The organism is Treponema sp. HNW (assembly GCF_050320395.1).
Lineage (GTDB): Bacteria > Spirochaetota > Spirochaetia > Treponematales > Treponemataceae > Treponema_C.
The window spans coordinates 462,346-477,119 of sequence record NZ_CP144459.1 but is presented as its reverse complement, the minus strand read 5'-3'; the positions used below and the strand labels follow the sequence as shown (position 1 = coordinate 477,119).

Here is a 14,774-nt window from a genome sequence, read left to right as displayed (position 1 = left end):
AGTTAAAGAGAGCGGCGCTATTTCAGCCGCTCTCTTTAAACATTATAGGTTTGATATGAAAAAAAACAGAGTTTTTCCGGAAAAAAATAACTTTATTTTATGAGTACAAGAGTGTATAGAACAGCGGGAATGAAAAAAAAACAGCACAAATCGGACAGGGAGGATGTTTTACCCTTTGCTTTAAATACACCGTCGGCTTAGGCCTTAGTTATTTTTGTGTTTTCTTGCGCTAGGGGGCCGATGTAAAAAAGCGCAAGGCTTTACAGTTTTTCTATTTCTTCTTTGCTTAAGCCCGATATTGTGCAAATATCGCTAATCGGATAATTCATAGTCTTCATCAGTTTTGCCGTTTCCAATTTGTTTTGCCGGGCGCCTTCCTCTAAAGCTATTTCACGTTCTTCTTCTCTTTGAACCGCTATATCGGTTGCGTAATCGTATTCCGCCAATAACATATTCATTACCTCCCGCGATTTGCGCTCCAAGTACTCCCTTAGTATATCATTATTTATACATTCCTGTACAGCTTTTTCAAAGCCTTTCTCCCTGTCAAGCTTGAGGTGTTTTCGCACTGTGTCTACAAATAAACTGTACTGGGCAAGCGGTTTGCACTGTGCAAGGATTGTATGTGCTTTATCCTGATTGATATTCACCACTTCGACAATGAGTTCAAGGTTCGGTTGTGAGCCGGCCGTCATAAAAGCGTCGGAAAGTTTTAGCGTTTTATATTCCGGGAAATCTTCTTCTCCGTTGTAAAACACGTAGAACTCGGGAGAAGGAATCTTAACCAAACGGCGCAAATACTTATCGCGCGGATTTTGTATCTGCTCATACAAGCGGACTACATACTCCAAAAAACGGAACGGCATATTCAAGTTGACGGTCGATTGATGTTCTGCAAGTACAATGATTTTATTATCTACAAGGAAAGACACATCGTTGTAAAAGTTCATATACAGGATTTGCTCCAGTCTGATGTGACGCAGCTCACAGTCAAGCGGCAGCTGTGTTCCGTGCAATGCGTTGTATAAACTGATAAAGTTTGATTTTGCCGACTTATCCGCCCCGAAAAAGTCGGCAAACACGGAGTCCTTATAGGTTCGTTTGGGATTAGCCTTTGTCATAGTTTTACCTCCTTTTGTCTTTTGCATTTTCCGCCATGAACGCACGGAAAAGCTGTATATCTCATACTGTCTTCAAGTGTGAACAATTCTTCAGAATTGTGAACCTAAACGTGTAAGACTACGATGTTTACAGCAGGAGTCCTGCTGTAAACTCGAGTTAAAGGATGCGACAATATTTTTGTCGCATCCTTTAAACATTATAGGTGCAGAATGACAAAAAAACAGACTTTTTCCGAAAAAAATATGAATTTATTTCAAATCCCGGCACGAATGCAGGCAAAAGCTGTAACCAATCAGTTTTGTTTTTTTGGCACAGCTGCACAACAAAGCTATAATCATCTTACGACAAAAACATTCAATTACATTCCCAAAATGCCTATACCCGGAAAAAGCAACAACTGGAGATTGACATTCAGATTTTCTTTTTTCATTATTTGCCTCTGTACCACCCTCTCTTGCGTCCGTAAAAACTTACATACCTTTTGTCATATTCTTTATTATATGGGCGCTCCTTTAAATTCGTCAACCACGGAAAATATCAATTTTCGAGGATTGCCGAATCTCCGCCGTTTCGTAATAAGACGAGAAACGGCACACAATAAAAGATGTTTGCCCGCAGCAAAATGTATTTATATTATTAAAATTATTCATACAACCAATCAGAAAGTTCTATCAATGCTTCTGCATTATTTTGTTTTATAGCTGACAACAGTTCTTTAACGAGAGCCACAGCATTGCTACCGGTTTCACTCTCCTTTAATGGAATATATTTGCCGTAAAAAAGGAAAATTATATCTTCATCTTTCAATTTAAATATTATTTGCTCTGTAACATCCGAATTGATAATTGTACAGTAATTCTCATTGTTTGGGATCGAAATGTTGCGGAAAAAAGATTTTATTTTAAAAAAAATATCCTCATTCTCCAACGAATAATTCAACTTTATACCATTCGTATCTATTGTTGTCAAAATACAATCATCTTCCGTTATAGTTAAATTGAAAGTATATGTTTTATTTGCTACAGAATCTTCATATGCAAAAATCATTACCTTTTCTTCAGCTTTGACGAGAAACGGCATAAAAAACAACGAAAGTAACAGAAAAAGCAATTTATCTATATCTTTTATTAAGTCCATTTTCAATCCGATACTGCGCCAATATTATTTAAATACTTATTAAAAATTTCTTTTAACGTATCACTTGACTTTTCTGTTAATTCATTATATGTATCAATATCATCATGCAAAACTTCAAGAAAACCAACTATAACTATATTTTCTTTATTTTCTCTCAAGAAGGGAGCTTTTAGAAATAGATTAATAACACAATCTACATCTTTTATATTAATTGAACCGCTTCTCTCTATAATAAAACGGGCAAAATCTCCAAAGAATATATATGAAAATTCATCGATATCCCAATCAGATGAAAAATCAGGAAATAGGTTGAATAGCTTATCTAAAAAATCTTTCATACGCTTGGCCTGCTTTGTGTTGCGTCCGTAAAAACGTGCATATTTTCTGCCGTATCACACATTATACGGGCGTTTTCTTTTAGCGGCAAGGGCTTTATCGGCTCGGTAAGGCGGACGGCGGCGCAATGTGTACCGTATTCATTAACTACGGGGATTTAAGATTTTTATTTTAATTTCCGCAAAATATATTAATTATATCTTCTTCCGTCATATTCAAAAAAAGCTCATCTGTTTTTAAATCATTATTTTTTCCAAGTAATTTACTACATACGGCAACGGTTATTTCGTAATCACTCTTTGAACTAAAAGCTTTTTCCGATGCGTCGTCTAAGATTTTTATAAAAAAATTCCCGGCATTTTCCGTTATTCTGATTTTCTGTTTTGAACATGAAATCGATAAAAATAAAATAAGAAGGATTGTAGATATTATAAATAATTTATTCTTTCCGCTCATTCCGACAGTCCTCTATCGTTTTTTCGCCCGTTGAACAAATTTTTAAGTGCAGAATAAAAAATCTTGCCGCCTTTGTCTGCCCAATTAAAAACCGATTTTTAATCGTTCGGGCGAAGGTAAAAGCGGCCGGAAACCTGTTTGGAGCGCACGACGTTGATAAAGGCGGCAGGGTCAACCTGCTTGATTTTCGGAATAACGCGGCGTACTTCATCTCCGGAAACAACGGAATACACAAGATCGCGTTCGGCATGGTTGTAACAGCCGTGGCCGTGAAACACGGTTGCGCCGTGATGGGTATTTACCTTAATCACTTCAAAAACCGCATCGGTGTGATTCGTTACGACAAAAAGCGTTATTTTTTGGTAGCGGCGGTAAAAGTAGTTTAAAAGCTGGGTTGTCGTAAATTGAAACAAAATCGAATACAGGGCTTTTTCCCAGCCGAACAGAAGTCCCGCAACGGCAAGAACAACGATATTGCCGACGAGAATGTAGTTCCATGCGTCGCGCCCGTATTTTTCGGAAATAAAAATAGCGATAAAATCGCTGCCTCCGCTGCTTGCGCCGGCAAACAGGCAAAAGCTGATTGCAATAGCGTTTACGCAGCCGCCGAATACGGCCGAAAGCAAAATGTCATCGGTTATGGGATAGGCGGGTAAAAAGTCGGTTAAAAGACCGGACAATACAATCATTAAAACCGAATAGAGGGTGTACCGTCTGCCGACAAAGCGGAAGCTGATAAGTGCGGGAACCGCATTCAAAGTAAAATTGATTAAACTGAACGGAAGCTTGATGCCTAAAAACCGCGAAAACGATTCCTGGAGAAGAAGGGTTAAGCCGGTAAAGCCTCCGGGCAGTAAACCGCCTGCGCGTACCAGAGTTTTAATATTTACGGCAAAGATACAGGCTGCAAGTACTATCAATAATAAACGCTTAACTTTAGCACCGATATGCAGTGTTTCGGATTCTCCGCTCATAGTTTTCCGTATGTTCCTTATTAATACAGTTTTTATACAAAGCCTTTTTCAACGGACAAGGCCGTCAAAAAAATCGAATAGTTCCGGATACCAACGTGCAACCGTTTCGTTTGTGCCGTTATACAGCTCGTGGTTCGCCCCTGTGCATACAATCATACGTGCCGAAGGAACAAGCTCTACAAAACGGTTTTGCCCGCCTAAAGGAACGGTATCGTCTTTTTCCGCCTGAAACAAGAGAATCGGAGCGGTAATTTTTTGCAGATTTCCTTTTTTAAAAATGCGCCGTATCGCTTTTAACGATTCGTCGAGCCATGCATAGGTTCCGTTCCATGTTTGATAGCGGACTTCGGTTTTGCGCTTATTAAAATGATAAAAAAAACGACGTTCGCTGCATATAGTTTTTTTATAATCGGCAAATACATAATTTCCCGTAAAATCGCCGTCTTTTCGGAAAAATCTTTCTCCGCCTGCGAACAGTCTGATAAAGGTAAGCATAAGACGGGCGGTTGTATTCGACATCCCCGGTATGTTAAGTTCCAGCATGGGAGAAGCAAGAACGGCCGCTTTAAAAACATCGGGGTATTGCTGCAAAAAGAGGGCTGCAACCGCACCGCCCATAGAGTGGGCAAATAAAAAAAGCGGAACTTTTTTATGCGCTGTTTTTGATAAATCGGCGGCAAGGGGACAAGCGATTTGTTCTACAACGGCATGGGCGCAGTCCACATAGGTTTGAAATGAGCGGATATGCACCTTTGAGCTGTTTTTTGTTTCCCTGCCGGAAAAGCCGTGCCCGAATTGGTCAAAGCGGCACAGCGCATAGCCCTGTTTTAAAACATAGTAGACAAACTCGTCAAATTTTGAGCAAAACTCGCAAAATCCGTGAAAAATAACGATAAGGCCGCGGCATTCCTTTTTTCCGTCGGCTCCGGCGGGAAGAATTTCGGGCACAAAGGTTTCGCAGTATATTTCTCTTCCGCCCTTTGCCCTAATGCGGTGCGTTTTACGCAGCGCATTCAAAAAAGGTTCAACCTCTTTTTGCATTGTCCGCTCAAAATCCCTGTCGTCTATGGGATTAAATCCCGAATAATCCTTTGCCGTACCAAGTACACTTTGTTTTATCATAATCCCGCCTTAAAAAAACAATTTCTTTTATAAACGATTTACCAGCCGCCGGAAGCACCGCCTCCGCCGAAGCCGCCGCCCCCGCCGGAAAAACCTCCGAAACCTCCGCCGCCTGAAAAGCCGCCGAAACCGCCCGATGAGCGCCGGGAAGAAGTGCTTGAAGAACGGCTGAGCGACGATAAAATGGAAGCGGCTGCAGCGGTTCTCCAAAGTCCCGAACCGCCGGAAACGCGCGATCTTCGGTTCATTCCCGCCATCATAAACAAAAAGAATAAGGCTAAAACGACAAAGGATAAAAAGCTTCCTTCTTCATCTTCCGTTTCACCTTCTTCTATAATGATAAAATCTTCATCGGTACCGGCAAGTCTTGCAGCCTCGGGAGCGGCAAGTTCCGCCATGTGCCGAACGGCGGCGGCAATACCCTTTCCGTAATCGCCGTTTTTAAAATGAGGGGCTATGATTTTTCGGATAATCAAGCCGGCTTGCATATCGGTCAACACCCCTTCAAGGCCGTAACCGACTTCTATGCGGATTTTTTTTTCGGCAGCGGCAACAAGAAGCAGAACCCCGTTATCCTTTCCCGCTTGACCGAGTTTCCACGCTTCAACCGTCCGTATCGAAAAATCTTCGATACTTTCACCTCTAAGGCTCGGAACGGTTAATACGGCGATTTGTATGTCCGTATAGCGATTCAGATTTTCCAAATAATTTTCAATGTTTTGAATATCGCCCGCATCGAGCATTTTTGCATAATCGTTTACGGGACCGCGCAGTTCGGGAACGTTCAAAGCAAAAAGGTGAGGAATCGAAAAGAAAAAAAACCAAACGGCAGTAAAAAGGGTTGTCGTAAACCGAAGGCGTTTTGACGCGCAATACCGTTTTGCAAGTTTTTTTATAAAGGGGATACTCATTCGCCGCCCTCCAGTACAACAAGCTCGTTGTGCAGTTCGTCGGGATTGTCGGCGGAAGGCGGAAAATGCTTTGCCAACAGAGCGCCGCATTCTTCCACCGTTTGCACAATCGCCGAAGCGGCCGACGACAAACTTTGGCCGGGTGCGGACAACGTATGGCCGGAGGCGGGTGTTGCCCCGGGCCGCGTGCGTTTTGAAAAACCGGCCGAAAGCTGTGCGGCAAGAGCATCCCATACGCTTTGTTCGATTTTTGATGAAATGCCGCGGTCGGCGATAATGAATACTTTTTTTTCCAAAAGAGAAATAAAAATTAAAACACCCGAATGTTCGCGCGTATCGTATATGCCGCTTTCGGCAAAAAAGCGCATTGCGCGGCGGAACACCGCGGCATTTTTATAAGCGGCGGGCACAACCAAACGGTCTATTACAGGGATATTGGCAAAGCGAAACAAAAGAGCGGTGATTAAAAATATAAGGGCGCCGGCACAAAGGGGCATAAGCCATGCGGGAAGGCTTCCCCAAAAAAAGCGCGCGGCAAAAGAAGAAAGGCCGGGTAAAAAGGCCATAAATAAGACAAAGGCAAGGGCTGCGCAGCTAAGGGCAAAAAACAATTCCCAAAAAGAATAGCTGTGGCTTGAAGGCGTAAGAGCTGCGACTATTTCGCCGCTTGTCGTTTTTTCCGCGCGCGCAACGGCTTCCCCGACCGCTTCGGCGTCCTGTTCGTTTAAGCCTGCACGTTTTAAAACACGCAGACGGTAATTACGTTCATTCATAAAAAACCGTTTTAAAACGAAACCGCGGGAGCCGAAGATGCTTTTTCGTCGGCACTAAAATACGGCTTTTGCGTAAAACCTGTCATACCGGCAATAATATTTTTCGGGAACATGCGTATCGTGCCGTTATACAGCTGCACGGCATCGTTAAAACGCTTACGTTCGACGCTGATACGGTTTTCGGTTCCTTCAAGCTGATTTTGCAAAGACAAAAACTGCTCGTTCGCCTTTAACTGCGGATAATTTTCCGTTACCGATAACAAACGGCGCAAAGAGCCGCCCAAAGAATTTTGCGCTTCCTGAAACCGCTTAAAAGCTTCCGGGTCGTTCAACAAGTCCGCAGGCATTTGCATAACGCCGCCGGCTTTGGCGCGCGCTTCGCTTACATCGGTGAGTACCTGCGATTCGTGAGCGGCATAGCCCTTAACGGTAGCCACAAGGTTGGGAATTAAATCCAAACGGCGCTGATATTGATTTTCAACTTGAGCCCACTGCCCCTTGATTTGCTCTTCCATTGCGACAAAGGAATTATAAGTTCCCGTATAAAAACTGCATGCACCGGCTGCAAAAAGCACGATAATACCTACAATCACCAGTGCGGTTACGGCGGATTTTTTCATAGTACCTCCACGTACTGTCTTAAAGTTCAGCTTTTAAAATACTGAAAACGGCATCGAAAAGCAAATTCAGTATATATTTCGTCCCTCGTATTTATCCTATCCTTTTTTTATGCTATTGTCAAATAATGAAATTCACTGCTCTTGAAGACTTTGCGCAAAGGCCCTCTTTTTTTAACATATGGGGGCGCACGGGATATAACGAAAACGGGAGCATCCGCTTAAATCCCTTGGTACTTTTTTGGACGGCAAGCGGTATTGAAATCGCCGTCCGCACGGAAAAATGCGGAAAAATTTATGCCGATATCGAATGTTCGTGGAAGCACTACCGCCCCTATTTGAGTATTTGGATAAACGGAAAAAGAGTGCGCCGCCTTGCCCCGGAAAAGGGGCGAACGCGCATTCTGCTTTGGGACAGTGCGGCATCAAATACGGCGGCAAACCGTGAAAAGGCGGAACAATCCGCGGCGGAATCCGCAGAACAAGAAAAAATCGTGTACATCCGCATTCTAAAAGAATGTCAGGCTATGGCAGGCGACAGCGCGCACAGGCTTGCAATACACGGCTTTTACATCGGCAAAAGCGGTGAGTCTGAAACTGTATTTGCAGACGTTTTTGAAGACGTGTTTGCTCCCGTACCCAAGCGGCCGCTTTTATTTGAATGTATAGGCGACAGCATTACCTGCGGCGAGGGGCTTGAAGAGCCGATAGAGGGAAAAGAATGGAATCCTGCATGGCAGGGAACGCGCAATCACTTCGCCCTGATTCTTTCGCAGCGCTTTAATGCGGATATTTCCGTTTTGGCGCAAAGCGGCTGGGGACTTTTATGCGGCTGGAATAACGACCCCGCCTGTGTCATTCCTCCCCTCTACCCCTTTGTCTGCTCCCTTGCCAAAGGAAGTGCAAACCGCGATGCGGGCGCAGGTCAAACGTGGGATTTTTCGCGGCGAAAAACCGATGCCGTTATCGTGAATCTGGGTTCAAACGACGAATATGCATTCCGCGCCGCACCGTGGCAAGATCCGGCTTCGAGAAAAAACTATAAATTGCAGGGCGAGGCCGATTACAAGCGCTTAAAAAAAGCGGCAAAAAGCTTTATAGGGGAAATAAGGCGCTCAAATCCGCACGCCCCGATTATCTGGTGTTACGGAATGTTTTTAACCGATTGTATGGACTTATTCCGCAGCGCCGTAAAAGAGTTCGCCGCGGAAAACCGCGACGGCAAAGTCCGCTTTATAGAGCTTTCTCCGATGGACGATAAAACCGCAGGCGCCCAAAAGCACCCCGGCCCCCTCTGCCACAAAGAAGCTGCGGACTTGATAAGCGGAGTACTGAGGGAATACGGTTTCAGGAAGGTTTAAAATGAGCGGCTAGAATAGCGCCGCTCATTTTAGTTTGAGTTTTGCCTTTTGAGAAAAAGACGGCAGAACGGCCGCCTTTTTTAATACATATTACAGCGAATCGGTTACGGCCTTGGATTCGGTATAAAAATCGGTAAAATAGCCGTCGACTTTTAAATCTTTCAAACGCAGCAAGTCTTCTTTTTTGTTTACCGTATAGGCAAACACTTTAAGAGAGCGCGCATGAGCTTTTTCAACAAAGGCGGCATTCAAGGTACTGAACCATACATTGACCGAAAAAGCCTTCATCGCGCAGGCGGTATCCAAAAGCTCGTCCGTATAATATCCGCCCGAAAGCGCTTTGGAAACCTCATCTTCTATCACCTTCCTGACGTGAGAATCCGTAATTTCGGTTTCGTAGAGCTTTTTACACTCGGCAAAATCGGTCGAATACGGAAGCATATAATCTTCTTCGCCGTAATTGAAAATACGGGAAAACAAAGCTTTATCGTCGGGAATCCGTTTTACCAATTCTTTGCGGCGGATGGAACCGTCCAATAAGGCGATTTGAATATCGGGTAAAACGCTGCGTATATGTTTCAGTTCTTCAAAGTTAAAAGAGCTTACGAGAAAATCCTCTTGCCGCAAAAGGCTGCGCCCGATATAGTCCGCGACAAGTTTTCCTGCAGGAAAACCGCTTCCGTCTCCTTTTAACTCCAAGTGCAAAACGGGACGTTCGGCTTCCGGATAAGAAGCGCACAGGTCAAGCACTTCGGAAAACAGGGGGATGAGGTCTTTACCCCGTTCCGGATTTCCGGCATACAGGGAACGGACTTCTTCCAGCGTTTTTTCGCGCACCAGCCCCGTACCGGTCGATACTTTGGATAAGTTCAAATTATGGACGACAACAAGCTGAGCGTCCTTTGTAAGCTGAACGTCTATTTCAAAAGCCCTCGCACCGTCGGCAACGACTTTTTTATACGCACGTATCGTATTTTGATTATATCCGGGGTACGAACAACCCCTGTGTCCTATTACAAGCATACACACCTTCTTATTTTTAATTTGCCCCGTACAAAAGATTCGGAAGCACCAATGTTATCTGCGGAATATAGGTAATCGCAAGCAATGTGATTATAAGTGCCAGCATAAAGGGAAGCGCTTCCTTTGTAAATTCTTCCAATTTGCAGCCCGTTATACTGCAGCAGGTAAACATCATAGAGCCGAACGGAGGAGTCAAGCCGCCTATCATAATATTTACAATACAGATAAGACCGAAGTGAATAACATCCACACCCAAACCGACGGCAACGGGTGCAAGCAGGGGCGTCAAAATAATCAATACGGCACCTCCTTCCAAAAACATACCCGCAATCAAAAGCAGCACATTAAAAATCATAAGCATAACATATTTGTTTTGCGTAATGCCTAAAAGCCAGGTAGTCATCGTTTGCGGAATGCGTTCCCAGTTTAAATAATAGCCGAATACCGATGCGGCGACGATAATCAGCACAACCGAACTTGAACCGTATACGGTTTCTTTAAAGACGGGAATAATATGTTCTTTTTTTAATTCCTTATAAACGAATTTTCCGATAATGATACAGTATAAAACCGCAACGGCTCCGGCTTCGGAGGGGGTAAACAAACCGATACGCAGCCCCAAAATAATGCCGAAGGGGAAAAGCAGTGCCCACAGAGAATCCATAAACTGCACGGCAACTTCTTTGACCGTCGGACGCCTATCCCTGACAGGTAAAAAACCGCGTTTTTTTGAAATTATGTGAACGGTAATCATTAAAGCCGCAGTCATAACAAAACCGGGTAAATAACCGGCGGCGAACATCCGGCCGACCGAACAGCTTGCAATCAATGCATAGACAATAAGATTTATGCCCGGCGGAATAACGGGCGTAACGGCCGAAGACGCTGCGGTAATGGCGGTGGAAAAAGCCTTACCGTATCCGCGTTTTTCCATTTCGGGAACAAGCATCTTGCTTTCCATTGCGGCGTCGGCGTTTGCGGAACCGGAAACACCGCCCATAAGCATACTCAACAATACATTCGACTGTGCCAAACCGCCCCTTGTATGTCCGGTTAAAACATCGGCAAAAAGCAAGAGTTTCCGGCTTATTCCGCTGTAATTCATAATCGAACCGGCCATAACAAAAAACGGAATGGCCAAAAGCGGAAAAGACTGGGTACTCGTAACGAATTTTTGCAAAAGCAGAGAAACGGGAGAACTGTTATCGATAAATCCGAAATATACCAGTGTGGAGCCGAACAGGGCAAAGGCAATCGGAATGCCGGAAAAATATAAAATAAAAACGATAATGACGGGTAAAAATGCGGTCATTTAAGCCTCCTTTTTCCGCATCTGTATAATATCGGTAACAATAAAACGCACCGAATACAGGGTCATAAGCGAAAAGCCCGCCAATATGGAGGTGCTTATATAAGCCGATGAAATACCCAACACGGGAGTCGGCTTTGTATGTGAAACGCGCAAATATATGACCGCGATATAGGTAATGTAAAGATTGATAAAAAGCAGTATAAAAGCTACAATCGTTTTTATAAGGCCCCTTATTTTAACGGGAGTCCTATCCACTAAAAAATCGACACCCACGTGCATCTTTCTTTTAAAACCCGCAGCGGCACCTAAAAAAACGCTCCACACAAAACAGCCGGTTGCGACTTCTTCCGACCAATAAATGCCGGTTTTAAGAAAATACCGTAAAAAAACATTTACCAAAACAAGGGAAACGGTTACAAACAAAAATACCGATGCACACAATTCTTCAAAATTATCAAAAATTCTTTTTATGCTGATTTTCATAATACTTCCTGTAAACGACGAAAGGCTAAAAGCGTAAGGGCCTGCCGCAAATTGTCTTTTCGGCAAGCCCCGTCCGCTTTAGATAAATCGATTTGTCCTTATTTCGGAACCGAACCGATATGTTTATTTAGGCATTTTTTTCAATTCGCCGCGGAGTTTTTCCAAAATGCCGGGGCTTACATTTTTCATGCTCTTATATACCGGCTCAACGCTTTTGGCAAAAGCTTCATGGTTTACTTCATTGAAGGTAATGCCCTTTGCTTCCAAATTGGACTTGGAAATCGCATAGTTTTTGGAAATTTCGGCAATCATTTGTTTTGCACCCTTTGTAAATTCTTCCTGAACTATATCGCGGTATTCTTTCGGAATTGAGTTAAATAAATCCCTGTTGATATATACACCGCAGGTTCCCAAAAAGTGATTGGTAAGGGCCATCTTTTTTGCAACTTCGGCGCTTCCGTTTGTTCCGTATGCATCCATCGTTCCTTCAAGACCGTCAACAACGCCCTGCTGTACTGCGGAAATCGTTTCGGAAAAGGGAAGCGGGGTTGCGTTCGCACCCATAGCGGTTAACGTATCGATAAATAATTGACTTCCGGGAACGCGGATCTTCATACCCTTTAAATCCTTAGGCTCGGTAATCACCTTGTTCGTCATAAGGCTGCGGAAGCCGAAGATATAATCCAGAGCAAGAACTTTAATACCGTGTTTTTCTTCAACTTCTTTAATCATGCCTTTAACCAAATCGGTTTGAATCATGTATTCATATTGCTCAAAGTTGTTGTACAACATCGGGCCGACAAGGGCGTTAAAGTCGGCAACATAGTCTCCCAAATAAGAAGGGTCTTCAACCGAGATAAATTTCGCTCCCTGTACAACCTGTTCAACACCGTCTTTATAGGTTGCAAGCTGTCCCTGCGGATACTGCTGAATTTCGATTGCGCCGTTTGTGCGCTTGTAAATATTATCGACAACCATGGACAAAGACTTTGTAAGCTGCTCATTGGGGGCAAAAACGTGGCTCATTTTTAAAACCAATTTGTAATCTCCGCCTGATTTTGCGTCCTTTTGTCCGCCTGCAAAAAGAACGGCCGCCATAAGCGCCGCACATACAATCGATACTACCGATTTTTTCATATACTTTCCTCCTGATAGATTCGGTGATTCCGCACCCGCGGAATTCCTCTTACGCCGTATTCGGTGCCGGCGCATGCACATGAGTTTCCTGTTGAATTTTTTAATTGAAATGTTCAACAAATATTCAGCAGAAAACCGGAATTAATTCTTGCAGCTATTGTAACCTGAATATGTTAAATCGTCAATATTTATTTTTTTATGTAAAACAAGGTATAAACATTTGCTTTTTTATTAAATTCGTGTTAAAATTATGTTGAATTTTTCTAAAGGAGGAAGGGGTGCGTAAAAACGGAGCGACTTTAAAAGATATTGCGGCAATGACCGGATTTTCGCCTGCAAGTATTTCTATGGTTTTGTCGGGAAAAATGCTCGAGCGCTTTTCCGATAAAACAATCCGTGAAATACGCAGTGCCGCAAAACAATGTAATTACGGAAAGGGGGCGCAAGGAAGTATCGTACTCGTTATATGTCCTTCCGTTTTCAATCCATACTATTCGACAATTCTGCAGGGTATGGATATGGAAGCCGCAAAACACGGACTTTCGACCATTGTATACAACACCTATTGGGATGCGGAAAAAGAAAAAAAAGTACTCGGTTTGGCTAAAAATCCCGCCATTTGCGGGGCCGTGTTCGCGATGATTCCCCAAATACATGAAACCGCCGTTGAACTGAATAAGATTATACCGGTCGTCGCAATAGGCGATTACCACAAAGACTTACAGCTCGATGCGGTCGATATAAATAATTTTAACGCGGGCAAACTTCTGGCCGAACATTTAATAAGCCTCGGTCATAAAACCTGCGCATATATTTCCACTACTTTAAATGACGAACACAGTGCGCGTACACAACGCTTGGAAGGCCTCCGCGCGGCATACCGGGAAGCGGGGATTCCCGAATATCCGGTTGTCTACAGCCGCGATATAGAGCCGGAATACGAACTGCATAATGTAAATGTCGAATACGAAACCGGTTATAATCTTATGCTTGACTGTATTAAAAAGACAGCGCATGTAACGGCGGTTGTCGCTATCAACGACATGGTTGCCTACGGCTGTATGAATGCGATCCGAGACAAGGGCTTTAGGGTACCCGAGGATTACAGCCTGTGCGGGTTTGATAATATTTTTCCCTCAAAATTTTGCGGCATAGAGCTGACCAGTGTAGAACACCATATTATCGAGCGCGGAAAAAAAGCGATAGAGATTCTCGCCGCACGCCCCGAAAACCGCTCGGGCATCCTGGATGTTGTAAGAATAGAATATAAAAGCGGTTTGATTGTGCGCCGCTCTACGGCACAAGCGCGCAGTTCAGAATGTCTTTAACGACAAAAGCCCATAGGCGGCAGCAATAAAAATCAGACAAAAATAAATGGAATTGTCGGCAAAGGTTCGGGTTAAAAAAGCGCCCGTTCCGGCCCCTATGCCGAAAAAAACGATAACGGCAATGTATTGCGCAAACACCTTCCCCGCTTTTTTATCTTTTAGAAATAAAAAAGAATGCAGGCATTGCATAGCCGATTTTAAGTTGCCGGTAATCATAGTTGTGGCGACGGCGGAACCCTCGAGCTTATTAAATGTACCTACTTGAACGGCGGCCAAAAAAGAAACGGTACAGGTTGTAAACAGAGCTTCGGTTCGTGCAGAGGTAAGGCCTATAACAATCAATACGGCCGCTTTAAAAAGCAATACAATTTTTATTTTCTTTTCCGCACCGGTAAAAGCGGTGTTTTTTGTAAATTCGGACAGAAGAATCCCCAACGAAAAAAACAGTATCGGAAGCAAATACTGCGGAACAAGGCTGTATGCGCCGTTAAAAAGAGAGATTGAAAGAAGGATTAAATTCCCCGTTTGTGCATTTGCAAAAACACCGTCCTTTAAAATAAAGGTATATGAATCCAAAAAGCCTCCCATCAAAGCGAGGACCAGCGACACACAGAGGCTTTCATGTACATTGTATACGGTTTGTTTTTTATTTTGCATGCCCCAACTCTTGTATTCCCTATAT

Annotated in this window: 16 protein-coding genes; 2 read left to right on the top strand and 14 right to left on the bottom strand. The window is 43.6% G+C overall.

Going from position 1 to position 14,774, the window contains the following annotated elements; genetic code table 11:
* Positions 1-260 precede the first annotated feature (260 nt).
* The 9 genes from V1L52_RS02215 to V1L52_RS02175 form a co-directional block, all read right to left on the bottom strand.
* Positions 261-1,121 carry an Rpn family recombination-promoting nuclease/putative transposase gene (locus V1L52_RS02215; protein ID WP_428770671.1) on the bottom strand — a complete coding sequence of 287 codons (861 nt, stop codon included), beginning with the start codon at positions 1,119-1,121 and terminating at the stop codon, positions 261-263.
* 643 nt (positions 1,122-1,764) lie between these two features.
* Positions 1,765-2,259, bottom strand: a complete 495-nt coding sequence (locus V1L52_RS02210) for a hypothetical protein (RefSeq protein ID WP_428770670.1) — start codon at positions 2,257-2,259, stop codon at positions 1,765-1,767.
* Positions 2,260-2,261: 2 nt separating this feature from the next.
* On the bottom strand, positions 2,262-2,597 hold the full coding sequence (locus tag V1L52_RS02205) for a DUF7674 family protein (RefSeq protein WP_428770669.1): 336 nt from the start codon (positions 2,595-2,597) through the stop codon (positions 2,262-2,264).
* A gap of 169 nt (positions 2,598-2,766) precedes the next feature.
* Complete coding sequence (locus V1L52_RS02200; RefSeq protein WP_428770668.1) at positions 2,767-3,051, bottom strand: hypothetical protein; 285 nt, start codon at positions 3,049-3,051, stop codon at positions 2,767-2,769.
* A 98-nt stretch (positions 3,052-3,149) separates the two neighbouring features.
* Entirely contained in the window at positions 3,150-4,025 is an 876-nt protein-coding gene (locus V1L52_RS02195; protein ID WP_428770667.1) for a YitT family protein, read from the bottom strand.
* A 48-nt stretch (positions 4,026-4,073) separates the two neighbouring features.
* Complete coding sequence (locus tag V1L52_RS02190) at positions 4,074-5,147, bottom strand: alpha/beta fold hydrolase (RefSeq protein ID WP_428770666.1); 1,074 nt, start codon at positions 5,145-5,147, stop codon at positions 4,074-4,076.
* A gap of 38 nt (positions 5,148-5,185) precedes the next feature.
* On the bottom strand, positions 5,186-6,058 hold the full coding sequence (locus tag V1L52_RS02185) for a TPM domain-containing protein (RefSeq protein WP_428770665.1): 873 nt from the start codon (positions 6,056-6,058) through the stop codon (positions 5,186-5,188).
* Positions 6,055-6,831: a TPM domain-containing protein gene (locus V1L52_RS02180; RefSeq protein WP_428770664.1), complete on the bottom strand. Its 777-nt coding sequence runs from the start codon at positions 6,829-6,831 to the stop codon at positions 6,055-6,057. Before V1L52_RS02180 ends, V1L52_RS02185 begins: the two co-directional genes overlap by 4 nt.
* Before the next feature lie 11 nt (positions 6,832-6,842).
* On the bottom strand, positions 6,843-7,451 hold the full coding sequence (locus V1L52_RS02175; RefSeq protein WP_428770663.1) for a LemA family protein: 609 nt from the start codon (positions 7,449-7,451) through the stop codon (positions 6,843-6,845).
* Positions 7,452-7,576: 125 nt separating this feature from the next.
* Here V1L52_RS02175 and V1L52_RS02170 point away from each other — a divergent pair, with 125 nt between their 5' ends.
* Positions 7,577-8,809, top strand: a complete 1,233-nt coding sequence (locus tag V1L52_RS02170) for a GDSL-type esterase/lipase family protein (RefSeq protein WP_428770662.1) — start codon at positions 7,577-7,579, stop codon at positions 8,807-8,809.
* 90 nt (positions 8,810-8,899) lie between these two features.
* On the opposite strand, the gene V1L52_RS02165 is transcribed toward V1L52_RS02170, so the two are convergent.
* From V1L52_RS02165 to V1L52_RS02150, 4 genes are all read right to left on the bottom strand, one after another.
* Positions 8,900-9,832 (bottom strand): glycerophosphodiester phosphodiesterase, encoded by a 933-nt coding sequence (locus V1L52_RS02165; RefSeq protein ID WP_428770661.1) that lies wholly within the window; start codon positions 9,830-9,832, stop codon positions 8,900-8,902.
* A 16-nt stretch (positions 9,833-9,848) separates the two neighbouring features.
* Positions 9,849-11,144 carry a TRAP transporter large permease gene (locus V1L52_RS02160; RefSeq protein ID WP_428770660.1) on the bottom strand — a complete coding sequence of 432 codons (1,296 nt, stop codon included), beginning with the start codon at positions 11,142-11,144 and terminating at the stop codon, positions 9,849-9,851.
* Positions 11,145-11,627 carry a TRAP transporter small permease gene (locus V1L52_RS02155; protein ID WP_428770659.1) on the bottom strand — a complete coding sequence of 161 codons (483 nt, stop codon included), beginning with the start codon at positions 11,625-11,627 and terminating at the stop codon, positions 11,145-11,147.
* A gap of 123 nt (positions 11,628-11,750) precedes the next feature.
* Entirely contained in the window at positions 11,751-12,764 is a 1,014-nt protein-coding gene (locus tag V1L52_RS02150; protein WP_428770658.1) for a C4-dicarboxylate TRAP transporter substrate-binding protein, read from the bottom strand.
* A 278-nt stretch (positions 12,765-13,042) separates the two neighbouring features.
* Here V1L52_RS02150 and V1L52_RS02145 point away from each other — a divergent pair, with 278 nt between their 5' ends.
* On the top strand, positions 13,043-14,092 hold the full coding sequence (locus tag V1L52_RS02145) for a LacI family DNA-binding transcriptional regulator (RefSeq protein WP_428770657.1): 1,050 nt from the start codon (positions 13,043-13,045) through the stop codon (positions 14,090-14,092).
* Here V1L52_RS02145 and V1L52_RS02140 read toward each other — a convergent pair.
* Positions 14,078-14,749: a YoaK family protein gene (locus V1L52_RS02140; protein WP_428770656.1), complete on the bottom strand. Its 672-nt coding sequence runs from the start codon at positions 14,747-14,749 to the stop codon at positions 14,078-14,080. The two genes, V1L52_RS02145 and V1L52_RS02140, sit on opposite strands and share 15 nt — an antisense overlap.
* Positions 14,750-14,774: the final 25 nt, after the last annotated feature.